Raw genomic sequence first — 22,746 nt, 5'->3', positions numbered from 1 at the left:
TTCCTGAGGCCGGTGGCGCTCGCGCGCCGCCGGCCTCATGCTGTTCACGTCGCGCGGGGACCAGCGCCGGGTGCACGGTCGGCCGGGATCGTGAAGACACGCCGAGCCGTGGCGGTACGCCGAGGTGGTCGGTGACGTACAGTCGGACGACGACGACACGCATGCGGCCGGTCGGGGAGCTGATGGCCCACTCACGACGGTGCCTCATCCGGCCGGACGGATGTCGTCGGGAAGGGCGTAGCGGAGATGGCAGGCAACGGGCGCGCGGAGGCATGGACCTCGACGCTGCGGGCGGAACAGTCCCGCATGGACCTCGGTGCTGACCTGGGTCCGGCTGATCCGTCGGCCTACACCGCCCGCAAGGAGATCCCCGAACCGATGCCGACCGATCGGCACGGCCCGGCGCGGATCATCGCGATGGCGAACCAGAAGGGCGGCGTGGGCAAGACCACGACCACCATCAACCTGGGCGCGGCCCTGGCCGAGTACGGCCGCAAGGTGCTGCTCGTCGACTTCGACCCGCAGGGCGCGCTGTCGGTGGGCCTGGGCGTCAACCCGCACAACCTCGACCTGTCCGTCTACAACCTGCTCATGCAGGACGACGTGACCGCCGAGGACGTCATCATCAAGACCGACGTCGCCGGGCTGCACCTGCTGCCCGCCAACATCGACCTGTCGGCCGCCGAGATCCAGCTCGTCAACGAGGTCGCCCGCGAGATGGCGCTGGCCCGCGTGCTGAAGACGGTGCGCAAGGAGTACGACTACATCCTCATCGACTGCCAGCCGTCGCTGGGCCTGCTGGCCATCAACGCGCTGACCGTCGCCCACGGCGTGCTCATCCCGCTGGAGTGCGAGTTCTTCAGCCTGCGCGGTGTCGCGCTGCTGCTGGACACCATCGACAAGGTGCGCGAGCGGCTCAACTTCGACCTGGAACTCGAAGGCATCCTGGCCACCATGTACGACAGCCGCACCACGCACTGCCGCCAGGTGCTGCAGCGCGTCGTCGAGGCGTTCGGCGACAAGGTGTACCAGACCGTGATCACCAAGACGGTCAAGTTCCCGGAGTCGACCGTGGCCGGCGCGCCGATCACGTCCCTGGATCCCGCCTCGTCGGGCGCGCGCAACTACCGGCAGCTCGCGCGCGAGGTCATCGCCGCCGAGGCCGCCCGCCGGTGATCGGGGCCCACCGGCCTGCACCCGCGAACTGAGCTGCTGGGATACTTGCGGCGTGAGCGATCCCGTGGTGACGGCCGACCCGGCCGGAGAGCAGTCGGCTGAACCGTCCGGTTCAGGCCGCTTCACCGTGCGGCTCACCAACTTCGAGGGCCCGTTCGACCTGCTCCTGCAGCTCATCGGCAAGCACAAACTCGACGTCACCGAGGTCGCGCTGCACCGGGTGACCGACGACTTCATCGCCCACATCCGCGCCATGGGCAAGGAGTGGGACCTCGACGAGGCCAGCGAGTTCCTCGTCATCGCGGCGACCCTGCTCGACCTGAAGGCCGCCCGGCTGCTGCCCGCGGCGCAGGTCGAGAACGAGGAGGACCTCGCCCTGCTGGAGGCCCGCGACCTGCTGTTCGCGCGGCTGCTGCAGTACCGGGCGTTCAAGCAGGCCGCCGCGTTCATCGCCGACCTGGAGGCCCACGGCGGGCGGCGCTGGCCGCGCTCGGTCGCACTGGAGGAGCGGTACGCCGAGGCGCTGCCCGACCTGGTGCTCGGCATCGGGGCGGACCGGCTGGCCAAGCTCGCGCTCAAGGCGTTCACGCCCAAGGCGGCCCCGCCGCTGGTCTCCGTCGCACACATCCACCAGGTCCGGGTCAGCGTGCGCGAGCACGCCGAGCTGCTGCGCACCCGCCTGTTCGAGCTGGGCACCGCCACCTTCTCCACCCTCACCGAGGACTGCGAGAACACCCTGGAGGTCGTCGCCCGCTTCCTGGCCCTGCTGGAGCTCTACCGGGAGGGCCTGGTCGGCTTCGACCAGGAACTGGCGCTCGGCGAGCTGACGGTGCACTGGACCGGCGGCGAGGAGGCGGCCGGCGACCTCGCGGTCGACGACTACGACGGCGACGACGAGGCCAAACAGGCCCTGGCCGCCGAGGCGCGGAACCGGCCCGATGGCGACGAGCCCGACGACGATCTTGACGACGACGAGCCGGACGACGAGCCGGCCGACACGGAGTCGGACGCGAGCGATCCGGGTACGCAGGAGGCGGCGGCCGAGCCCGCAGCGCAACAGCCCGGCAAGGGCGGGGGAGCAGAAGACGATGACTGACAACGAGTCCCTCGAACAGCAAGCAGCCTCCTGGGTCCCCCCATGGGCCCGCACCCCCACCCCCGAGGAAAGCAAGGGCACCTTCCCATCGGATTCCGTAGAGGAAGGGCACCTTCCCATCGCGGAGCCGGAGGCTGCGCCGGTGGCGCAGCCGGCTGCGGCTGAACCGGGCGACCTCGCGGAACCCGAGCCGCAGGAGGCTACCGAGCCGCAGGATGTCATCGAGGCGGAGGACGCGGTCGAGCCGGAGGACGCCTTCGAGACGCGCGACGCGGTCGAGGCGTTGGACGCTGTCGAGGACGTCCCGGAGCACGAGGCGGCGGACACCGGGGGGCAGGCCGACGCGTTCGACGCGCAGCCCGCAGACCCGGCCGAAGAGGCGGCCACTGCCGCGGACGAACCGGTGGCGCAGCCGGCACCGGACGCGCCGGACGAGGACGACGTGGCGGAGATCGTCGCCGTCGACGACCTCGCCGCGGCCCTTGGCCTGGACGAGCCGACCATGCCGCGCTTCGACGTGGACGGGCCGGACGACAGCGGCGAGGCCGCCGTCGGGTACGCCGGAGCCAAGCTCGCCACCCCGCCGCCCGGCCTGGCCGAGGCCGACCTCGTGCCGACCCTGGAGGCGATCCTGCTGGTCGTCGACGAGCCGGTCAGCGAGCTGACCCTCGCCGAGGTGCTGGAGGTGCCCGCCGAGCTGATCGCGGGCACGCTGATCGACCTGTCGGCGTCGTACACCCGCCAGAACCGCGGCTTCGACCTGCGCCGCGCCGCCGGCGGCTGGCGGCTGTACACCCGGGCCGAGTACGCGCCCTACGTGGAGCGCTTCGTGCTCGACGGGCAGCAGCTGCGGCTCACCCAGGCGTCCCTGGAGACCCTGGCCGTTGTCGCGTACAAGCAGCCGGTGACCCGCTCGCGGATCTCGGCGATCCGCGGCGTCAACTGCGACGGCGTCATCCGTACCCTGGTGACCCGAGGCATGATCGAAGAGTGCGGCACCGAGCCCGAGTCGGGCGCCTTCCTCTACCGCACCACCAGCCTGTTCCTGGAGAAGCTGGGCCTCGACTCCGTCGACCAGCTCCCGCCGCTGGCCCCGTTCCTACCTGACAACGTCGAGGAGATCGCTGATGAGCAGCGCTGAAGTACGAACTGAAGGCGCTGAGAGGCTGCAGAAGATCCTGGCCCAGGCCGGTGTCGCCTCCCGCAGAGCCAGCGAGGACCTGATCGCCGCGCGGCGGGTCACCGTCAACGGCAAGGTCGCCAAGCTCGGCGACAAGGCCGACCCGATCGCCGACGTCATCCACGTCGACGGCCAGCGCATCGTCACCGACGCGAACCTGGTCTACCTGGCGATGAACAAGCCGCGCGGCGTGGTCTCGACGATGGCCGACGACAAGGGCCGCGAGGCCGTCGCCGACTACATCGGCAACATCTCGACCCGGGTGTACCACGTGGGCCGGCTCGACGCCGACTCCGAGGGCCTGCTGCTGCTCACCAACGACGGCACCCTCGCGCACAAGCTGATGCACCCGTCGTACGAGGTGCCCAAGACGTACCTGGTCGAGGTCGTCGGGCCGCTGCCGCGGGTGGTCGGCCGGGAGCTGATGGCGGGCGTGGAACTGGAGGACGGCCCGGCGCGGCTGGACGACTACCGCCTCAAGCAGGCCATCGACAAGCAGGCGCTGATCGAGGTGGTGCTGCACGAGGGCCGCAATCGTATCGTGCGGCGCATGTTCGACCACGTCGGCTTCCCGGTGCAGCGGCTGGTGCGTACGGCGATCGGCCCGATCAAGCTCGGCGACCTGAAGGCCGGCCGGCACCGCCGCCTCAACGCCGGCGAGGTGGCCGCGCTTTTCAAGATCACGGACCGCAAGGGCCGCGGCGCGGCGCAGGAGGAGACGATCCGCGAGATCCCCGAGGTGTACGAGGACTAGGCCGCGTCGCCGGTCCGGGTCCCCCCGCGTGGGTATGGTGGTCGGGATCGCCGCACGCCAACCGCCAGGGAGCCGCCTGATGCAGCCGACGACCGTCACCGACCTGCCTGCCCTGCTCGCGGGGGACGCGGTGGTCGGCGCCGACCGGCCGCTGCTGACCTATTGCGACGACGCCACCGGCGAACGCGTCGAACTCACCGCGGTCGAACTGGGCGGCCTGGCCGCGCGTACGGCCGGGCTGCTGCGCGAGGACTGCGGGCTCGACACCGGTTCCCGGGTCGCGGTGCTGCTGCCGCCGCACTGGCAGACGGCCGCCGTGCTGCTGGGCGCGTGGTCGATCGGGGCCGCCGTGTCGTTCCGGCCCTGGGCCACCGCGGGGCTCGCCCCGGTCGGCCAGGGCGAGAACGATCCACTGGACGCGCTGTTCGTCAGCCGTCAGCGGCTGGACAGCTGGCTGGAGCAGGTCCCGCAGGCGCGGCACCGCTACGTGCTCGGTCTCGCGCCCGGCGGTGCACCGCTAGACGAGGTGCCGGACGGCTACCGGGACTTCGCCGCCGACGCCTCCCGCCACCCGGCGAACCTGCCCGCGTACGGGTCGTTCGGCAGCACGGACGCCGCGAGCCCCGACGGCACCACCTACCGGCAGTGGGGCGGCCTGGCGCAGGGCGTCGCCGACCAGCTCGGCCTGCGCGCGGGCGACAGGCTGCTGGTAGACGTCGCAAAGCACGAGCAGCCCGTGATGTGGCTGCTGACCCCGCTGGCGGCGGGCGCGTCGGTGGTGCTGTGCGCGAACCTCGACCGGGCCAACCTCGACGCCCGGATCGCCGCCGAGGGCGTCACCCGGGTCATCTGAGCGGTCAGGCGTCCTGGCGCAGGTAGGTGGCGTGGCCTTCGCGGACGAGGCCGCCGTCGAAGACGAGGACCTCGTTGACCAGCTGGCCGCGGTGGTTGCGGTAGTTGATGACGACGGTGTCGATGCCGGCGTACACGGCCTCCACCGTGAAATGAAGGCCCGGCAGCCGCTTCAGGCCTTCGCCCCAGTACTCCCGCAGCGCGTCCTTGCCGCGCACGACCCCGCCGGTCTCCGGGAACAGCTGGGCCGCCAGCGGTGAGGAGAACACGACGTCGTCGTGGAAGTGCTCCAGCACCGCCGCCACGTCACGCGCGTTCCACGCCGCGACCCAGCGCCGGCTGTACTCCGTCGCATCCAGCTCGTTCGGCATCGGCGTCCCCGTCCACGCAGTGGGCCCCGCCCGCCGGGACCCGACGCCTGAAACTAACCCGAACCGCCGGCCGGACCCGGGCCGTGTCCGCTCCGTGGAACAGGCCGCGCGGCGGCCCGGTGATCCGCCGGGTTCAGTTCAGCAGCGCGTTGACGATCAGGGTCGCGTTGTCCTCGTGCTTGGCGTACGCGTCGGGGAACGCCGAGATCTGCACCGACTGCGCGGCGCGGGTCAGCGACATGTCCTCCCAGCCGTCGATCTGCACGAGGCGGCGGTAGAACGCGCCGGCCGCGTACGACGGCTGCATGATCTCCTCGACGGAGCCCCAGCTGCCGCTGGCGCGCTGCTGGAACAGGCCGATCGAGTCGTGGTCGGAACCGGTGCCCTGGTGCGGGTAGTTCAGCGACTCGGGCACCACGTGGCTGGCCACGTTGTAGAGGCGGCTCTCCTGCATGGCGGTGGCCACGCCGACGATCATCGCCCACTTGGTCAGGCCCATGGACTGGGCCTTCTTGACGATCGCGGCGGCGTTGTCCATCTGCTGGCGGTCCATGCCGGCGACCAGCTTCACGACCCGTACGACAGGCTTGGGTTTCGGCTTGGGCTTGGGTTTCGGCTTGGGCTTCGGCTTGACCGCGGGCGTGCCTGGCTTGGCGGCCCGCAGCTGCGGCAGACGGTGCAGCAGCGCGCTGCTGGTCACGTCGCCGGCGGCGAGCATGGCGGGGGAGGCCACGGCGTTGCCGGGCAGCAGCCCGGCGGCGGTCGGCGGCTCGACGACGGCGGGGCGGCCGGCGCCGGAAAGGATGGCGACGGCGCCGACTCCGGCGAGCGCGGCGGTGGTGAGCAGGGGAGCGAGCAGGCGTTGCGCCCGGGACCGCTCGCGGCGGTGCCGAGCTTGCCAGCCGTCGTCACGGCGGTGCCGGCCGGAGGCGGGGGAGCCTTCGGTGTTGGCGGTGCGGCGGTCTTGCTGATCACGGGGGGTATGCGGGGGCATTGGCCGATATTAAGAAGGCATAAGCCCAGGTAAAAGGGGGTGCTATCAGATTTCTCCCAGGGTGGTGCTGATTTAGCCCGAATTGCTCGGACTTGTTCTCAAGATTGTTTCTGAACAGGGGTTTTGCGAAGCCCTCTCGCGCTTCGAGCGCCCGTCGACCGCGAGCCTGCGCCCGCGCCGGGAGCGCCGGGCACTAGCATCGGGCGGGTGACACAGACCCTGCATGCCGACGCCGTACGCCTGCTGACCGGCTGGCGCCCGCCCGCCGACGCGGCGGCCGACTGGACCGAGACGATGGCACTGCTGGAGCAGGGTCCCCGGGTGATGGGCAAGCCGCACCCCGACGGCCACGTCACCGCCAGCGCGATCATCGTCTCCCACGACCGCACCCGCATCCTGCTCTGCCTGCACGGCAGGCACGACATCTGGTGCCAGCTCGGCGGGCACCTCGAACCCGAGGACGGCGACCTCGCCGCGGCCGCCCTGCGCGAGGCCACCGAGGAGAGCGGCATCGCGGGCCTGGTCGTCGACCCGGTGCCGGTCGACGTGGACGTGCACCACGTGAACTGCGCGGGCAGCCCCAACCGGCACCACGACGTGATCTTCCTGGTGCACGCGCCCGCGGACGCGGTGGCGCAGGTCAGCGAGGAGTCGCACGAGCTCGGCTGGTTCTCCCCGGACGCGCTGCCCAGCCCGCTGGGCACCGACACCGCCCGCGTGGTGCGCAACGCCATGGCCCGGCTGGGCTGAGCCACGTGAGGGTGCCGCACGAGCCCTGGCCGGCCGACGAGGCCGAGGCGCTGCGCCAGCAGCTCGCCCTGCGCGAGCGGGTCGAGCCGGCCGCGCCGCTGCCCCTCGTGCGGACCGCGGCCGGGCTGGACGTGTCGTACGACAGGGAGACCGGGCGGGCCGTGGCCGCCGTCGTCGTGCTGGACCTGGCCACGCTGACCGTCGTCGAGGCGGCCACCGCGGCCGGCGAGGTGAGCTTCCCGTACGTGCCGGGCCTGCTGGCGTTCCGGGAGCTGCCCGTGCTGGTCGACGCGCTGGAGCGGCTCACGGTCACCCCGGACGTGCTGGTGTGCGACGGCTACGGGGTCGCCCATCCGCGCCGCTTCGGGCTGGCCTGCCACGTCGGCGTGCTCACCGGGCTGCCCGCGTTCGGGGTGGCGAAGACGCCGTTCACGGCGGCGCACGCCGAACCGGGGCCGGGTCGGGGCGACTGGTCGCCGCTGACCGAGGACGGTGAGGTGCTCGGCCGGGTGCTGCGTACCCAGCCGAAGGTCAAGCCGGTGTTCGTCTCCGTCGGGCACCGCGTCGACCTCGACACCGCCACGGCCCTCACGCTGGCGCTGTCGCCGCGCTTCCGGCTCCCGGAGACCACCCGGCACGCCGACCAGCTGTCCCGCCGCCTGCTCGGCGGGCTGCCCGCCGCCCGGTGACGGCCGCCGGGGCGTGACACGGCTCACCAGGCGCTGGGATGAGCACGTCGGCGCAGCAGAGCAGGCCAGGTTAGGCCAGGTCAGGGTGGGAGAGGCGGGCCGGATGGGGCCCGTGGGACGTGTTCTGCGCCGCCTGGAGCCCCTCTGCCTGATCGGCGTCCGGACGGACCGGGCAGAATGGGAGCATCAAACCTAGGGGCGGAGGATGGGTCGTGGCTGAGTTGCGCTGCGTGGTCGCGGTGGACGGGCCCTCGGGCTCGGGCAAGTCGACGGTGTCGCGCCGGCTGGCGCAGCGCCTGGACGCACGCTACCTCGACACCGGCGCGATGTACCGGGCGCTGACCTGGGCCGTGCTGCAGGCCGGGGTGGACCTCACCGACCCCGACGGCATCGCCAAGGTTGCCGTCGACTGCGAGCTGATCATCACGACCGACCCCGAGCGGCCCTCGATCAGCGTGAACGGCGAGAACGTGGACGGCCCGATCCGCGGCGGCGAGGTCACCTCCGCCGTCTCCGCGGTCTCGGCGGTGCCGTTCGTCCGCCAGGTGCTCACCTCCCGCCAGCGCGCGATCATCGAAGAGTCGGCCCGGATCGTCGTCGAGGGCCGTGACATCGGCACCGTCGTCGCCCCCGACGCCGACCTGAAGGTCTTCCTGACCGCCTCCTCCGCCGAGCGGGCGCGCCGGCGCAGTGCCGAGAACGCCGTCGACCACGCTGCGACCGAGGCCGACCTGGCCCGTCGCGATCACCTGGACTCCACCCGCAAGGTCAACCCGTTGCAGCAGGCCGCCGACGCGGTCGTGCTCGACTCGACCGAGCTGGGCATCGATGAGGTCGTCAGCGAGCTGCACCGGCTGCTGACGGCAAGGAAGGCAGTATGAGTAACACGGAATGGACCGAGCTGGAGGTCGTCGACCAGCCGAAGCCGGAGGAAGCTCCGGTCACGCCTGTCGTCACGCCGCAGCCGGTCCTTGCGGTGGTGGGTCGCCCCAACGTGGGCAAGTCCACCCTCGTCAACCGCATCATCGGCCGCCGCCAGGCGGTGGTCGAGGACATCCCCGGCGTGACCCGCGACCGGGTGGCGTACGACGCGACGTGGTCGGGCCGCAAGTTCACCGTCGTGGACACCGGCGGCTGGGAGCCCGACGCCAAGGACCGCGCCGCGGCCATCGCCGCGCAGGCCGAGGCCGCCATCGCCGCCGCCGACGTGGTGCTGTTCGTGGTCGACTCGTCCATCGGCGCGACCGACGAGGACGCGGCCGCGGTGAAGATGCTGCGCCGCAGCTCCAAGCCCGTGCTGCTGGTGGCGAACAAGGCCGACAACCAGAACATGGAGTACGAGACGCACGCCCTGTGGTCGCTCGGGCTGGGCCAGCCGTGGCCCGTGTCGGCGCTGCACGGCCGCGGCTCCGGCGACCTGCTCGACGCGGTGCTGGAGGCGTTCCCGGAGCAGGCCCCGCTGGAGGACCACGTGCCGGGTCCGCGCGGCCCGCGCCGCGTGGCGCTGGTCGGCCGCCCCAACGTCGGCAAGTCCAGCCTGCTCAACCGGCTCGCCCGGGAGGAGCGCTCGGTCGTCGACTCGGTCGCCGGCACCACCGTCGACCCGGTCGACTCCCTGGTCGTCATCGGCGGCCAGACCTGGCAGTTCGTCGACACGGCGGGCCTGCGCAAGCGCGTCGGCAAGGCCAGCGGCACCGAGTACTTCGCCTCGCTGCGCACCGCCGCCGCGATCGAGACCTCCGAGGTAACGGTCGTGCTGCTGGACGCCAGCGAGGTCATCAGCGAGCAGGACCAGCGCCTGCTGTCGATGGTGTCGGAGGCCGGCCGCGGCGTGGTGCTCGCCTTCAACAAGTGGGACCTCGTCGACGCCGACCGGCGGCACTACCTGGACAAGGAGATCGACCGGGAGCTCAAGCGCATCCCGTGGGCGCTGCGCGTCAACATCTCCGCGCTGACCGGCCGCGCCGTGGAGAAGCTCGCCCCGGCGTTGCGCACCGCGCTGGCCAGCTGGGAGAAGCGCATCCCGACCGGGCAGCTCAACCAGTGGCTGACCGCGCTGGTGCAGGCGACCCCGCACCCGGTGCGCGGCGGCCGGGCCCCGCGCATCCTGTTCGCGACCCAGCCCAGCGTCTCGCCGCCGAAGTTCGTGCTGTTCACGACGCAGCCGCTGGACCCGGGTTACGTCCGGTTCGTGGAGCGCAAGCTGCGCGAGGAGTTCGGCTTCGAGGGCAGCCCGATCGACATCGCGGTCAAGCCCCGCAAGGAGAAGGGCCCCGGCGGTCGGGGCCGGACCCACGGCTGACCGTCCACGAAGCTCCGCCCGCCTTCCCGGCGCGCGGAGCTTCGTCGTATCCGGCCCCGCGGCTGATCGCGACCGTGGTCAATCGGCAGTGCCGGATCCATTCCGGACGGCGACGGCGCGGCCTCGCGGCGTTCGTGGGCAGACGGAGCTGCGACCGGTACTGTCGGTACATGATTCACATCGATGCGTCGGTGCCGCAGGTGGCGGCGGTGCGGCTGGCGTTCCCGGCGCATCGGTACCGCCAGGAGGAGATCGTCGCCGAGTTCACCGCGATGTGCCTGCCCGGCGAGCATCCCGGGCGGGAGGTGTTCGCCCGGTTCGGACGGACGACCGGGGTGCAGACCCGCCACCTGGCGCTACCGCTGGACCAGTACGCCGGGCTGACCGGGTTCACCCAGGCCAACGACGCGTTCATCGAGGTGGCCCAGGAACTGGGCGAGGCCGCCCTGCGCGCGGCGCTGGACGCCGCCGGAGTGCGGCCCGACGAGGTCGATCTCGTCGCGACCACCAGTGTCACCGGGTTGGCCGTGCCGTCATTGGACGCGCGCCTGGCGGCGCGGGTGGGTCTGCGACCGGACGTGAAGCGGCTGCCGCTGTTCGGCCTGGGCTGCGTCGCCGGCGCGGCGGGCGTGGCCCGGCTGCACGACTACCTGCGCTCGTTCCCGGACCAGGTCGCGGTGCTGCTGGCGGTCGAACTGTGCTCGCTGACCGTGCAGCAGGAGGACACCACGCCCGCCAACCTGGTCGCGTCCAGCCTGTTCGGCGACGGCGCGGCCGCGGTGGTGATGGTCGGCGGGCAGCGGGCCGAGCCGGTGCCGGGCCGGCCCCGGGTGCTGGCCACCCGCAGCCGCCTCTACCCGGACACCGAACAGGTGATGGGCTGGCGGATCGGCTCCAGCGGCTTCCGGATCGTGCTGTCCAACGAGGTCGCCCCGATCGCCGAGCGTTTCCTCGGCGGTGACGTGCGCGGCTTCCTGAGCGACCACGGCCTGGACTCCACCGACGTCGCGACGTGGATCTGCCATCCCGGCGGGCCGAAGGTCATCGACACCATCGAGAAGGTGCTCGGCCTGCCCGGCGACGCGCTGACGCCGACCCGCCGGTCGCTGGCCGGCCGGGGCAACCTGTCGTCGGTGTCGGTGCTGGACGTGCTGCACGCGGCGATGGCCGGCCCGCCGCCCGAAGACCAGCCCGGACTCATGATCGCCATGGGGCCGGGGTTCTGCTCCGAACTCGTCCTGCTGAGGTGGTGACAGCGTGCTCGCGTACACCCTGCTGATCCTGGCGGTGGCCGCCGAACGGCTGGTGGAACTGGTGGTGTCCAAGCGCCACGCGGCCTGGGCGCTGGCCAACGGCGGCCGCGAGTACGGCCGTGCCCACTACCCGTACATGGTCGCCCTGCACACCGCCCTGCTGGTCGGCTGCCTGGCCGAGGTGTGGCTGCTGGACCGCCCGTTCCTGCCCGCGCTCGGCTGGACCATGCTCGCCCTGGTCGCGGCGAGCCAGGCCCTGCGCTGGTGGTGCGTGACGACCCTGGGCCGCCGCTGGAACACCCTGGTCATCGTGGTCCCCGGCCTACCCCTGGTGGACCGCGGCCCTTACCGCTGGCTCAAACACCCCAACTACCTGGCCGTCGTCATCGAAGGCTTCGCCCTCCCCCTGGTCCACACCGCCTGGCTCACCGCCCTCACCTTCACCCTGCTCAACCTCGCCCTCCTGGCCGTCCGCATCCGCGTCGAAAACACCGCCCTCGCGGAGGCCACCGCGTGAGCCCCGTCGATCATGAACTTACGGACGTGTTCACCGGCGTGTCCCTACCCTGCGGCCGTGATCATCCGATGAGGCCGGGGCGGCGGCGTGGGGTTTGACGCCGACCTTCTGATCGCGGGCGGGGGGCCGGCGGGGCTGGCGACCGCGCTGCTGGCGCGGCGGGCGGGCATGTCGGTGGTGGTGGTCGAACCGCGCGCCGACCCGATCGACAAGGCTTGCGGCGAAGGGCTGATGCCCGGCGGGCTGGCGCGGCTGCTGGCGCTCGGCGTCGACCCGGCGGGGGTGCCGTTCCACGGCATCGCCTACCGGGCGGGGCGGCGGCAGGCCCACGCCCGCTTCGCGGCCGGGCCGGGCCGCGGGGTCCGGCGCACCACGCTGCAGGCGGCGCTGCGCGAGCGCGCCGCGCAGACCGGGGTCGAGTGGTCGCGCGGGCGCGTCGCCGGGTTGCGGCAGGACTCCCACGGCGTCGAGGCGGCGGGGATACGCGCGCGCTGGCTGGTCGGCGCCGACGGACTGCACTCGCGGGTACGCCGGGAGGCGGGTATCGCCTCGGCGGCGGGCGCCCCGGCGCGGTTCGGGCAGCGCCGGCACTACGCCGTCGCGCCCTGGTCGGACCTGGTCGAGGTGTGGTGGTCGGCGCACGCCGAGGCGTACGTGACCCCGGTCGCGCCCGACCTGGTGGGGATCGCGATCCTGCACCGGCGGGCCGGGCTGGGCTACGAGCCGCTGCTCGACGGGTTCCCCGAGCTGAGGGCACGCCTGCGCGGCGCGGAGCCGGCCGGTCCGGTGCGCGGGGCGGGCCCGCTGCGCCGCACCGTGCGGGCCCGGGTCCGGGGCCGGGTGCTGCTCGTCGGCGACGCCGCCGGGTACGAGGACGCGCTGACCGGCGAAGGTGTCAGCCTGGCCCTCGACCAGGCCGAGGCCGCGGTGTCCGCGCTGGCCGGCGACGACCTCGCCGGGTACGAGGCGCAGTGGCGACGCCGCACCCGCACCTACCGCCTGCTCACCCGGGGACTGGTGCTGCTCACCGCCGCCCGGCCGGTGCGCGGCGCGGTCGTGCCGCTGTGCGTCGCGGTCCCGCCGCTGTTCCGCGGAGCGGTGAACGTGCTGGCGGGATAGGGGTCAGATCACGGTGTCGCGTCCGTGGCGCGGGCCGCGCCCTCGGATACGGTGTGGGACATGCTGAACGGCTTCAAGAACTTCATCATGCGCGGCAACGTCGTCGACCTGGCGGTCGGTGTGGTCATCGGCGCGGCTTTCACCACCCTGGTCAACCAGTTCACCAAGTCCTTCCTGGAGCCGGTGATCAAAATGGTCGGCGCGGGCGAGGGCAAGATCGGCGGCCGGACGAAGATCGGCACCGAGAACTTCATCGACTGGGGCGCGTTCATCAACGCGACAATCACGTTCGTGCTCACCGCCGCGGTGCTGTACTTCCTGGTCGTGCTGCCGATGAACAAGCTGGCCGAGCGGCGCAACAAGGGCAAGGAGCCCGAGCCCGCACCGGTGACCGAGGACATCCGCCTGCTCACCGAGATCCGCGACGCACTGGTCGCCGCCCGGGTGCCGGCCCAGGCCACCCGCCAGGAGACCGAGCACTCGACCGAGCGCTGAGCCTCGCGGCCGCCGCGCCGGCCGCCGTCACCGAGTCAGGCCCTATCGCGGCCCGGCGGTGAGCGCGATCGCGAGCACGTCGGGCACCTCGGTGTCCTGGAACGGCGGCGGCCGCAACATGATGAACGCGGTCGGGTGCCGCACCACCAGCCCGCTGACGTTCTCCTCCCGCGCGACCGGCGGCAGCGCCTTGGACCAGGCACTGCCGCCGGTCACCGGATCGATCGCGGCGAAGTTCTGCTGGGCGACGGCGTAGCAGTGCTTGCCGTCCGGCGACGCCGCCAGGCGCGCACCGCGCGCGGGGACCTTCCATTTCTCCACGCCCGTGTCGATACGGAACCCGTAGATGCCGTCGGCGGCCATCACCACGGTGTCGCCGATCATCTCGATGGCGGAGACCGGCTTCTGCCAGGGCTTGTACCATCGCCTACTGCCATTCGACAGTCGGAGCAGGCGCAACTCGCCACCCTCGCGCAGCAGCAGATGCTCGGTGCTCAGCCGGGCCTCGACCGCCTCCCAGGCGTTGTCGGGCGGGCCGCCGCCGGGTCCGCCGGGGCCTCCTCCCGGTGGAGGTCCGCCGCGTCCCTGATCGGCGGGTGGCGGGGCGAGCTGGTGCGACACCTGCCACTGCTGTTCACCGGTGGCCGCATCACGCAGCGTGATCCGCACCGTGCCGTTGCGCTCCTGCCTGGTGACCAGCCAGGTCATGTCGGCGATCAGCGGAGACTCGATCACTTCCTGCCGCCACACCAGTGCGCCGACCCGGTTGAACGCGCGCACCGAGGACGGCAGCCCGACGAACGCCCGGTCGGTGGCCAGCGCGACATCGCCGACCGTGCCGCCGGTGTCGACGCCCTCGAAGCCGACCCGACCGGTCGCGTTCTCCACCCGCCACAGGCGGCTGTCCGCGGTGACCAGCACGGCCGGGCCCCAGTCGCGGACGGCGAGCGGCTCGGCGTCGATGCGTACGCTCCAGGCCTGGTTCTGGCCCGGGCCGGGCGGGTCGGTGGCGAACACACGCCGCCCGTCGGTGCCGATCAGCCGCCCACTGTCGCCCACTACGAGGTTCATGGGGCCCGGGACGGTCTGCGAGTTGATCTGCCAGCGCACCGACCCGGGCTGCGCAGGGCCGGTCGGGCTCGGCGAGGCGGTCGGTTCCGCGGTGGCCGGCGCCGGCCGGCCGGGCGGGGTGGCGCTGCCGCCGCCGCGGGTCGCCGCCCACACGCCGCCCGCCGTGAGGCCGAGCGCGCCCAGCACGGCGCCGGCCAGGACCGGCCGCCGCTGCCACAGCTTCGGGGTGCCCCAGGTCGGTGCCGGGGGCTCGAGCGGCTGCGCTTCGCCGCTGGGCAGCGCGATCAGCGGCTGGAACCAACCCGGCGACGGCGTCGACACTCCGGTGCCGATGAGGATGCGCGACAGCTCCTTGGCGGTGGGCCGGTCGTGCGGGCGCAGGCTGATGCACCGCACCACGAACGGGCGCAGCTGGATCGGCAGGATGCTCAGGTCGAACCGGCCCTGCGTCACCTGGTTGATCTGCTCGAACATGCTGCCGCCGCTGATCAGCGTGCGGCCGGTCGCGGCGAAGTACAGGGTGGCGCCGAGGGCGAAGATGTCGCCCGGCGCACCGGCGTCCTCGCCCTGGATGCGTTCGGGAGCCATGTACGACGGGGTGCCGACGTTGACGCCGGTGGTCATGCGCTCGGCGTCGGTGGCCAGCGCGATGCCGAAGTCGATGATGTGCGGGCCGGTGTCGTCGAGCAGGATGTTGGCCGGTTTGAGGTCGCGGTGCACCAGCCCGGCCCGGTGGATCGAGGCCAGCGCCTCGGCCAGCCCGGTGGCCAGGGTCAGCGCGGCGGTCACCGACAACGGGCCGCTGGAGCGCACCCGCTGCTCCACGCTCGGTCCCTCGATGTAGGTGGTGGCCAGCCACGGCGACTCGGTCTCGGTGTCGGCGTCGACGACCGCTGCCGTGAAGAGCGGGTTCACCAGGCGCGCCGCGGCCACCTCACGGGTGAACCTGCGGCGGAACATGGGGTCGGCGGCCAGCTCCGGGCGGATCACCTTGATCGCGACGTAGCGTCCGCTCGGTGACTGTCCGAGGTAGACCCGCCCCATGCCGCCGCCACCGAGCACGCCGACCAGGCGGTACGTTGCTACGGAGTGCGGGTCGGTGGTTCCCAGCGGCCTCATACGACACCCTCAGTCGGCTCCCAGTTGCGCTCCCGCGCGGCATACTAGCTCGTCCATCCGCGACGGGCGGTTCGACACCACATACAACAGTCGTGATTGGATGTGCCGTCTGGGAGCGCTTCGGCAGTCATCATGCCCTGCCGTCCGGTTGGCTGCCCACCCAGGGTAGCGAGTCCCATGGATTGGTACCCCTGTTCGAAGCGGGTATAGAATCCCTGCTCATGGCGCACGCACACCAACCATCGATGTTCGATCTTGATGAGCGGGCGGCCCTGGGCCCGCTGGCCGGGGCGGTGAACCGGCACCCGCTCACCCGCGGCGCCTGGGTCGACCACCTGCCCGGCTGGGTGCACGGCTCCGAGCAGATCCTCGACGTGCTGCTGGAACAGGTCGACTGGCGGGCCGAACGGCGCGAGATGTACGAGCGCGAGGTCGATGTGCCCCGCCTGCTGCGCTGGTACGGCCCCGACGAGGCGCTGCCGCACCCGGTGCTCGACCAGGCCCGCGCCGCACTGTCGGATTTCTATGCCGAAGAGCTGGGTGAGCCGTTCGTGTCGGCGGGCATGTGCCTCTACCGCGACGGCCGCGACAGCGTGGCCTGGCACGGCGACACCATCGGCCGCGGCAGGCACACCGACACCATGGTCGCCATCGTGTCGTTCGGCGAGCCCCGGCCGCTGCTGCTGCGCCCGCGCGGCGGCGGCGAGCCGAGCATCCGGTTCCCGCTCGGCCACGGCGACCTGGTGGTCATGGGCGGCTCCTGCCAGCGCACCTGGGAGCACGCCATCCCGAAGACGACCCGCCATGTCGGGCCACGGGTGAGCGTGCAGTTCCGCCCGGTCAACGTGGCTTGAGCGCCTGGGGCCGGCTAGCCCTCCGTGCCCAGGCCGAGGCGTTCGCGGAGCTTGCCACGCCGGTCCTCCAGCACTGCGACCAGCGCTTCCTGCTCCTCCGCGCTGCTGATCAGCAGGGTGGTGTCGCCGGGATCGCCGGGACCGTCCTCGCGGTTGCCTACCTCCTGCCGGATCTGGTCCGCCTGGCTGCGCAACTCGGCGATCATCGCATCGACCTGCTCCAGCTCGCGCTGCATCGCATGCTCGTCCGTCATGGGTACATTGTCGGCTTCGTCGCGCCCGGCTCGTCCGAGTTCCGCCCAACAGGCGACATGGCGTGCGGCTTCGCCTCGCCTCGCCTCGCCTCGCGAGGGTAGGACCGAGCCGGTATACATCTATTTTGATGTGGCCACATCAAAATAGACGTAGGACCGGCGGACAGGCGTGCCGCCAAGCCGGCCATCTCGCACCAATGCGACGACGGGCCGACCGCGACGACGGGCTGACCGCGACGACGGGCTGACCGCGACCACGACCGGGACGGCGACTGGGCCGGGTGCCGGGCCGCGGACTACGCGATGGGCGTCCGGCCGTCCAGGTAGGCGCTGATCGCCGCCGCCGTCGCCGCAGGCTGGTCCAGGTGCACGTCGTGGCCCGCGTCGAGCACGGTCACCAGGGTGGTGTCCGGGCGCGCCGCCATTCGGGCCACCTCCACGTCGGTCATGATGCCCCGCTCGCCGCGCACCACCAGCACCGGCCCGGTGAGGCTCTCCCAGGCGGTCCACGAGGGCGCGCCGACGAGCGTGGCGATCGTGTCCACCATGGCGTCGCGAGCGAATCTCGGCCACAACCCGCCGTCGCGCTCGACCAGCCCGCCGGCCCAGCCCGCGCCGACCGGTCCGCCGCCGAAGAACGCCGCGGCCTGCTCCCGGGACGCGAACGGGACCGGCCAGGAGTCCAGCCAGCCGCCGATCTCCGCGGGCAGGTCGGGGCCGTCGGCCTCCGGACCGGCCTCGATCATCACGAGGCCGCGGACCAGGTCCGGGCGGGCGGCGGCGGCCAGCATCGCGGTGTGCCCGCCCAGGGACTGCCCGACCAGCACTACGGGTGCCAGGCCCAGGTGCTCGACCAGGAACACGACGTCCTGCGCGTACGCCGCCCGCGACAGGTCCGTGGGCACCGGCTCGCCGGGCACGTGCGCGCGCTGGTCCACCGCCACGCACCGCAGGCCGGCCGGCAGCGAGCGCCGCAGCTCGGTGAACTCCCCGGCGTGGCCCGCCAGGCCGTGCAGCAGCACGATCGCGGGGCCGTCGCCACCCGAGTCGTGGCAGTCGATCCGGACTCCGTCGCGTACCACCCGCATGTTTCTTCCCCCGTCCCACGGTCCGCAACAGGCCTTCTCCCGCGCGCCGCGGTGATCCATACTGCCGCAGTGACCATGCCGCCCGACAACCTGCTCGAGTTCCTCCGCAAGTGCGGGGTCGCCCTGTGCCTGGCTGGGGAGACCGCCAACCGCATCCCGGACGAGCTGGTCGCCATCGCCGACGCGTACGGCGTGGGCGATGTGGAGTTCCTGGTCGTGCCGACCGGGGTGTTCGTCCGGGCCGGTGCGGAGGGCGGTGTCACCGTCGACTTCGCCAACGCCGACGGGCCGCCGCTGCGCCTGGACCAGGTCGATCGGCTGTACAAGCTGTTCGAGCAGGTCAAGGCCGACCCGATCCCGCCCGCCGAGGGCATCGAGCGGGTGCAGGACATCCTCGATGCGCCGCCGCGTTTCGGCGCGGTGGTCACGGTGCTCGGCCACGGCGTGCTGACCGTCGGCATCGGGCTGCTGTTCGTCCGCGACGGCCGGGCGCTGCTCAGCCTGGCCCTGCTCGGGCTGCTGGTCGGCGTGCTGCGGCTGCTGGCCGAGCGGGTGCAGGTGCTGTCGCTGGCGCTGCCGGTGGCGGCGGCGATGCTGGTCACGGTGCTGGCCTACCGGTACAGCCCGGAACTGGGCGCGGATCCGGCGAGCCTGCTGATTCCGCCGCTGGCCACGTTCCTGCCCGGGGCGGCGCTGACGCTGGGCGCGCAGGAGATGGTCACCCGGTCCATCATCAGCGGCGCGAGCCGCCTGGTCTCCAGCGTGTACGTGCTGCTCCTGCTCACCTTCGGCATCTATGCCGGGATGCAGATCGCCGGGCCCGCGCAGGCGGTCGCGCCGAGCGAGCCGCTGGGCGTGTGGGCGCCTTGGGTCGGCGTGCTGGTGTTCGGCTTCGGCATCTACCTCAACAGCTCCGCTCCGTCGCGCTCGCTGCCGTGGCTGCTGGTCACGCTCCTGCTGGCGTACGGGGGCCAGTACCTGGCCGGGCAGGTCGGCGGCGGCGTCTTCGCGGCGTTCGTCGGCGGGCTGCTGATCGTGCCGCTGGCCAACGCGGTGCAGCGGCTGCACGGCCCGCCCGCGCAGGTCGTGTTCCTGCCGTCGTTCTGGTTGCTGGTGCCCGGCGCGCTCAGCCTGGTCGGGGTGACCGGCCTGACCGGGCTGGTCGAGCTGTCCGGCACCGGCCGGTCCAACCTGGTCACCGCGTTCCTGACCGTGGTCGCGGTGTCCCTGGGCGTGCTGGTCGGCTCCAGCCTGCTGTCCAACGTCACCGCGAGCTCCCGCCTGCTGACCTCCCGCTCCGCCTGAATCCGGCCGGGCCGCGGTTAGGATGCGGCGGTGACGGTGCGGCGGGTGATTCTCAGCGGGTCGACCTTCGAGGAGCAGATCGGGTACGCCCGGGCCGTGGTCGACGGCGACCGGGTGTATGTGTCCGGGACCACCGGATTCGACTACGCCACGATGACGATCTCCGACGACGTGGTGGAGCAGGCCGAGCAGTGCCTGCGCAACATCGAGGCGGCGCTGGCCGAGGCCGGCTGCGGCTTCGCCGACGTGGTGCGGGTGCGTTACCTGCTGCCCGACCGCGCGGACTTCGAACCGTGCTGGCCGGTGCTGCGCCGCCGCTTCGCCGACGTCCGCCCAGCCGCGACCATGCTCGTCTGCGGCCTCGCCGACCCTCGCATGAAGATCGAAATCGAGGTCGACGCCCACCTCCCTCGCCGCGTCTCTTAAAAAGTCGCGGCCCCGGCGGGTGCCGGTGGCCGCGACTCCTTAAGAGTTGCGCAAGGGGGAGGGTCAGGAGCCGAGCTGGCCGACGTCGGTGATGGTGATGACGGCCTGGCCGTGTTCGTCGGAGGCGGCCAGGTCGACCTCGGCGGAGATGCCCCAGTCGTGGTGGCCGTCGGGGTCGTCGAGGATCTGGCGCACCTTCCAGACGTCCTTGCCCTGCTCGATGATGATCCGGGCGGGGCCACGGGCGTCGGGGCCGATGCCGATCTCGTCGTACAGCTCGAAGTACGGCTCCAGCGCGTCGCGCCACGCCTCGCTGTCCCAGCCGTCGGCGGCGTCCAGCTCGCCGAGCGCCTCCCAGCGCCTGCGGGCGGCCAGCTCGACGCGGCGGAACAGGGCGTTGCGCACCTGCACCCGGAACGCGCGCACGTTGCGGGTGACAGCGGGCGGGGCGGCCTCGACCGGGGCGTCGCCGGGGTTGCTGAGCTGCTCCCACTCGTCGAGCAGGCTGGAGTCGACCTGGCGGACCAGCTCGCCGAGCCACTCGATGACGTCGTGCAGCTCCTCGGTCTTGCTGTCCTCGGGCACCGTCTGGCGCAGCGTGCGGTACGCGTCGGCGAGGTAGCGCAGGACGAGGCCCTCGGACCGGGTCAGACCGTAGAAGCTGATGTACTCGGTGAAGGTCATGCCCTGCTCGAACATGTCCCGGACCACGGACTTCGGGGACAGCCGCTGGTCGTCGACCCACGGGTGGCCCTTGCGGTAGGACTCGAACGCGACCTCCAGCAGCTCCTCCAGCGGCTTGGGCCAGGTGACGCCTTCGAGCAGCGCCATGCGCTCCTCGTATTCGATGCCGTCGGCCTTCATCTGCGCGACGGCCTCGCCCTTGGCCCGGTCCTGCTGCGCGTAGAGGATCTGCCGCGGGTCCTCCAGCACCGCCTCGATGATCGACACCACGTCCAGCGCGTACCCGGGGGACTGCGCGTCGAGCAGTTCGATCGCGGCGACGGCGAACGGCGACAGCGGCTGGTTGAGCGCGAAGCCGAGCTGCAGCTCGTCGGTGACCCGGATGCGGCCGTCGTCGGTCTGCTCGACGATGCCCGCCGTACGCAGCGCCCGGTAGATCATGACGGCGCGGCGGATGTGCTTGCGGCGCGCGGCCGGGGTCTCATGGTTGTCGGTGAGCAGGTGGCGCATGTTGGCGAAGGCGTTGCCGCCGCGCTCGATCACGTTGAGCACCATGGCGTGGCTGACGTTGAAGCTGGAGGTCAGCGGCTCGGGCTCGGCGGAGACCAGGCGTTCGAAGGTCGGCTGCGCCCAGCCGACGAAACCCTCCGGCGGCTTCTTGCGCACCAGCTTCTTCAGCTTCTTCGGGTCGCCCGCGGCCTTCGCGACGGCCTTCTCGTTCTCGACCACGTGCTCGGGGGCCTGCACGATCACGGTGCCGAGGGTGTCGTACCCGGCCCGGCCCGCGCGCCCGGCGATCTGGTGGAACTCGCGCGCCTTGAGCAGGCGCATGCGCTGCCCGTCGAACTTGTTCAGGCCGGTGAACAGCACCGTGCGGATCGGCAGGTTGATGCCGACGCCCAGGGTGTCCGTGCCGCAGATGACCTTCAGCAGGCCGGCCTGGGCGAGCTGCTCGACCAGGCGGCGGTACTTGGGCAGCATGCCCGCGTGGTGCACGCCGATGCCGTGGCGGACCAGCCGGGACAGGGTCTTGCCGAAGCCCGCGGTGAACCGGAACGTGCCGATCAGCTCGGCGATGGCGTCCTTCTCCGCGCGCGTGCACATGTTGATGCTCATCAGCGCGCTGGCCTGCTCCAGGGCCGCGGCCTGGGTGAAGTGCACGATGTAGATCGGGGCCTGCTTGGTGGACAGCAGCTCTTCGATGGTCTCGTGCAGCGGCGTGGTGACGTACGAGTGGATCAGCGGGACGGGCCGCTCGCCGGAGCTGACCACGGCGGTGGCCCGCCCGGTGCGCCGGGTCAGGTCGTCGACGAACCGGGTGACGTCGCCCAAAGTGGCCGACATGAGCACGAACTGCACGTCGGGCAGCTCGATGATCGGGACCTGCCAGGCCCAGCCCCGGTCGGGCTCGCTGTAGAAGTGGAACTCGTCCATGACGACCTGGCCGACGTCGGCGTCCGCGCCGTCGCGCAGGGCCAGGTTGGCCAGGATCTCGGCGGTGCAGCAGATGATGGGCGCGTCCGGGTTGACCGCGGCGTCGCCGGTCATCATGCCGACGTTGTCCGGCCCGAACGCCGCGCACAGGGCGAAGAACTTCTCCGACACCAGCGCCTTGATCGGCGCGGTGTAGAAGGTGCGCCGGTTGTCGGCCATCGCGGCGAAGTGCGCGCCGAGCGCGACCATGCTCTTGCCGGAGCCGGTCGGGGTGCTCAGGATCAGGTTCGCCCCGGAGACGATCTCGATGAGCGCTTCCTGCTGCGCCGGGTACAGCGAGAAGCCCTGCTCGGCGACCCAGCCGGAGAAGGCGTCGAAGAGGGAGTCGGGATCGGTGTCGCGGGGGAGGTGATCAGTGAGCGTCATGGTCCGTAAATAGTCTCACGTCGCCGACCCGCGGCCCGCCTGCCGGGCCCGCGGCCCCTCCCGCGCGTGGCGCACCCCACATCCGCCCGCGATCAAGAGCACCGCCCGGCGCGACGATCATGAAGTTAGGGCAGCGACACGCCGTCGAACCCTGCCATAAGTTCATGATCAACGCGAAAAGCGGCGGCGGGCCGCTGGTGTGGCGGCCCGCCGTCGTGCCCAGGGCTAGCGCTTGGGCTGGTTGTGCTTGGGCTGGTTGCCCTTCTTGGACTTCATGGAGGTCGGCGAGTTGCCCGCCTGCTCCTTCTTTTGCTGCTGCTGCTGCATGGTCGCCGTGGACGCCGCATGTTCATGGTCGGCCTCGGCGTGGTTCGTGGAATGCGCGTTCATGCCGCCGGCCGCGTGGTTCTGCTGGCTGCCCGCGTGCTGGGCGTCCTCGTGTCGGGGTGCGCGCGGGTCGCGGTCGGGTCGGTTGTTCTTCGCCATGCTGACGTGCCTCCTCGGGCCTGGGTTTCAGCTACCTGCTGACACCCACGG

The 22,746-nt window shown here is 72.0% G+C and carries 23 protein-coding genes; 16 read left to right on the top strand and 7 right to left on the bottom strand.

From position 1 onward, the window contains the following. Positions 1 to 246 precede the first annotated feature (246 nt). From AB0B66_RS26600 to AB0B66_RS26580, 5 genes are all read left to right on the top strand, one after another. Positions 247 to 1,176 carry an AAA family ATPase gene (locus AB0B66_RS26600; RefSeq protein WP_203697899.1) on the top strand — a complete coding sequence of 310 codons (930 nt, stop codon included), beginning with the start codon at positions 247 to 249 and terminating at the stop codon, positions 1,174 to 1,176. Positions 1,177 to 1,240: 64 nt separating this feature from the next. Continuing rightward, positions 1,241 to 2,272 carry a segregation/condensation protein A gene (locus tag AB0B66_RS26595; RefSeq protein WP_360535022.1) on the top strand — a complete coding sequence of 344 codons (1,032 nt, stop codon included), beginning with the start codon at positions 1,241 to 1,243 and terminating at the stop codon, positions 2,270 to 2,272. After that, positions 2,265 to 3,413, top strand: coding sequence for an SMC-Scp complex subunit ScpB (gene scpB / locus AB0B66_RS26590; RefSeq protein ID WP_360534986.1), 1,149 nt, complete (start codon positions 2,265 to 2,267; stop codon positions 3,411 to 3,413). The genes AB0B66_RS26595 and scpB overlap by 8 nt, the downstream gene beginning before the upstream one ends. Further along, on the top strand, positions 3,400 to 4,206 hold the full coding sequence (locus AB0B66_RS26585; protein WP_360534984.1) for a pseudouridine synthase: 807 nt from the start codon (positions 3,400 to 3,402) through the stop codon (positions 4,204 to 4,206). Before scpB ends, AB0B66_RS26585 begins: the two co-directional genes overlap by 14 nt. A gap of 79 nt (positions 4,207 to 4,285) precedes the next feature. After that, on the top strand, positions 4,286 to 5,059 hold the full coding sequence (locus AB0B66_RS26580; protein WP_360534982.1) for a TIGR03089 family protein: 774 nt from the start codon (positions 4,286 to 4,288) through the stop codon (positions 5,057 to 5,059). Between the two features lie 4 nt (positions 5,060 to 5,063). Here AB0B66_RS26580 and AB0B66_RS26575 read toward each other — a convergent pair whose 3' ends face one another. Both AB0B66_RS26575 and AB0B66_RS26570 read right to left on the bottom strand, forming a co-directional pair. Further along, a complete protein-coding gene (locus AB0B66_RS26575) occupies positions 5,064 to 5,429 on the bottom strand; it encodes a nuclear transport factor 2 family protein (RefSeq protein WP_360534980.1) in 366 nt (121 codons plus the stop codon). A gap of 133 nt (positions 5,430 to 5,562) precedes the next feature. Continuing rightward, positions 5,563 to 6,423 (bottom strand): hypothetical protein, encoded by an 861-nt coding sequence (locus AB0B66_RS26570; RefSeq protein ID WP_360534978.1) that lies wholly within the window; start codon positions 6,421 to 6,423, stop codon positions 5,563 to 5,565. Between the two features lie 207 nt (positions 6,424 to 6,630). Between AB0B66_RS26570 and AB0B66_RS26565 the strand changes: the two genes are divergently transcribed. The 8 genes from AB0B66_RS26565 (at position 6,631) to mscL (ending at position 13,548) form a co-directional block, all read left to right on the top strand. Further along, a complete protein-coding gene (locus tag AB0B66_RS26565; protein ID WP_360534976.1) occupies positions 6,631 to 7,173 on the top strand; it encodes an NUDIX domain-containing protein in 543 nt (180 codons plus the stop codon). A gap of 68 nt (positions 7,174 to 7,241) precedes the next feature. Beyond that, a complete protein-coding gene (locus tag AB0B66_RS26560) occupies positions 7,242 to 7,862 on the top strand; it encodes an endonuclease V (RefSeq protein WP_360535020.1) in 621 nt (206 codons plus the stop codon). A gap of 212 nt (positions 7,863 to 8,074) precedes the next feature. Continuing rightward, positions 8,075 to 8,743, top strand: coding sequence for a (d)CMP kinase (gene cmk, locus AB0B66_RS26555; RefSeq protein WP_360534974.1), 669 nt, complete (start codon positions 8,075 to 8,077; stop codon positions 8,741 to 8,743). Further along, a complete protein-coding gene (gene der / locus AB0B66_RS26550; protein ID WP_360534972.1) occupies positions 8,740 to 10,164 on the top strand; it encodes a ribosome biogenesis GTPase Der in 1,425 nt (474 codons plus the stop codon). Before cmk ends, der begins: the two co-directional genes overlap by 4 nt. A gap of 170 nt (positions 10,165 to 10,334) precedes the next feature. After that, a complete protein-coding gene (locus tag AB0B66_RS26545; RefSeq protein ID WP_360534970.1) occupies positions 10,335 to 11,417 on the top strand; it encodes a type III polyketide synthase in 1,083 nt (360 codons plus the stop codon). Positions 11,418 to 11,421: 4 nt separating this feature from the next. Continuing rightward, positions 11,422 to 11,934, top strand: coding sequence for an isoprenylcysteine carboxyl methyltransferase family protein (locus AB0B66_RS26540; protein ID WP_360534968.1), 513 nt, complete (start codon positions 11,422 to 11,424; stop codon positions 11,932 to 11,934). Positions 11,935 to 12,021: 87 nt separating this feature from the next. Beyond that, the gene (locus AB0B66_RS26535) at positions 12,022 to 13,053 is read left to right on the top strand and encodes an NAD(P)/FAD-dependent oxidoreductase (RefSeq protein WP_360534966.1); all 1,032 of its coding nucleotides are present in this window, start codon (positions 12,022 to 12,024) and stop codon (positions 13,051 to 13,053) included. 60 nt (positions 13,054 to 13,113) lie between these two features. Continuing rightward, positions 13,114 to 13,548, top strand: coding sequence for a large conductance mechanosensitive channel protein MscL (gene mscL / locus AB0B66_RS26530; RefSeq protein WP_360534964.1), 435 nt, complete (start codon positions 13,114 to 13,116; stop codon positions 13,546 to 13,548). A gap of 42 nt (positions 13,549 to 13,590) precedes the next feature. Here mscL and AB0B66_RS26525 read toward each other — a convergent pair whose 3' ends face one another. Continuing rightward, positions 13,591 to 15,738 carry a protein kinase gene (locus tag AB0B66_RS26525; RefSeq protein ID WP_360534962.1) on the bottom strand — a complete coding sequence of 716 codons (2,148 nt, stop codon included), beginning with the start codon at positions 15,736 to 15,738 and terminating at the stop codon, positions 13,591 to 13,593. A gap of 221 nt (positions 15,739 to 15,959) precedes the next feature. Here AB0B66_RS26525 and AB0B66_RS26520 point away from each other — a divergent pair, with 221 nt between their 5' ends. After that, positions 15,960 to 16,592, top strand: a complete 633-nt coding sequence (locus AB0B66_RS26520; RefSeq protein WP_360534960.1) for an alpha-ketoglutarate-dependent dioxygenase AlkB — start codon at positions 15,960 to 15,962, stop codon at positions 16,590 to 16,592. Between the two features lie 14 nt (positions 16,593 to 16,606). On the opposite strand, the gene AB0B66_RS26515 is transcribed toward AB0B66_RS26520, so the two are convergent. Both AB0B66_RS26515 and AB0B66_RS26510 read right to left on the bottom strand, forming a co-directional pair. Beyond that, a complete protein-coding gene (locus AB0B66_RS26515; protein ID WP_360534958.1) occupies positions 16,607 to 16,846 on the bottom strand; it encodes a hypothetical protein in 240 nt (79 codons plus the stop codon). Between the two features lie 296 nt (positions 16,847 to 17,142). Continuing rightward, on the bottom strand, positions 17,143 to 17,934 hold the full coding sequence (locus AB0B66_RS26510) for an alpha/beta hydrolase (RefSeq protein WP_360534956.1): 792 nt from the start codon (positions 17,932 to 17,934) through the stop codon (positions 17,143 to 17,145). A 75-nt stretch (positions 17,935 to 18,009) separates the two neighbouring features. On the opposite strand from AB0B66_RS26510, the gene AB0B66_RS26505 reads away from it, so the two are divergent. Further along, on the top strand, positions 18,010 to 19,239 hold the full coding sequence (locus tag AB0B66_RS26505; RefSeq protein WP_360535018.1) for a threonine/serine exporter family protein: 1,230 nt from the start codon (positions 18,010 to 18,012) through the stop codon (positions 19,237 to 19,239). Between the two features lie 30 nt (positions 19,240 to 19,269). Next, positions 19,270 to 19,665 carry a RidA family protein gene (locus AB0B66_RS26500; RefSeq protein WP_360534954.1) on the top strand — a complete coding sequence of 132 codons (396 nt, stop codon included), beginning with the start codon at positions 19,270 to 19,272 and terminating at the stop codon, positions 19,663 to 19,665. 63 nt (positions 19,666 to 19,728) lie between these two features. Here AB0B66_RS26500 and AB0B66_RS26495 read toward each other — a convergent pair whose 3' ends face one another. Continuing rightward, positions 19,729 to 22,209 (bottom strand): DUF3516 domain-containing protein, encoded by a 2,481-nt coding sequence (locus AB0B66_RS26495; protein ID WP_360534952.1) that lies wholly within the window; start codon positions 22,207 to 22,209, stop codon positions 19,729 to 19,731. A 225-nt stretch (positions 22,210 to 22,434) separates the two neighbouring features. Continuing rightward, a complete protein-coding gene (locus AB0B66_RS26490) occupies positions 22,435 to 22,695 on the bottom strand; it encodes a hypothetical protein (RefSeq protein ID WP_360534950.1) in 261 nt (86 codons plus the stop codon). Positions 22,696 to 22,746 lie beyond the last annotated feature (51 nt).

The sequence above is a fragment of the Catellatospora sp. NPDC049111 genome, assembly GCF_040648615.1.
Lineage (GTDB): Bacteria > Actinomycetota > Actinomycetes > Mycobacteriales > Micromonosporaceae > Catellatospora > Catellatospora aurea.
Note: the sequence above shows the minus strand (reverse complement) of the source record. Positions and strands in the feature narration are given on the sequence as shown.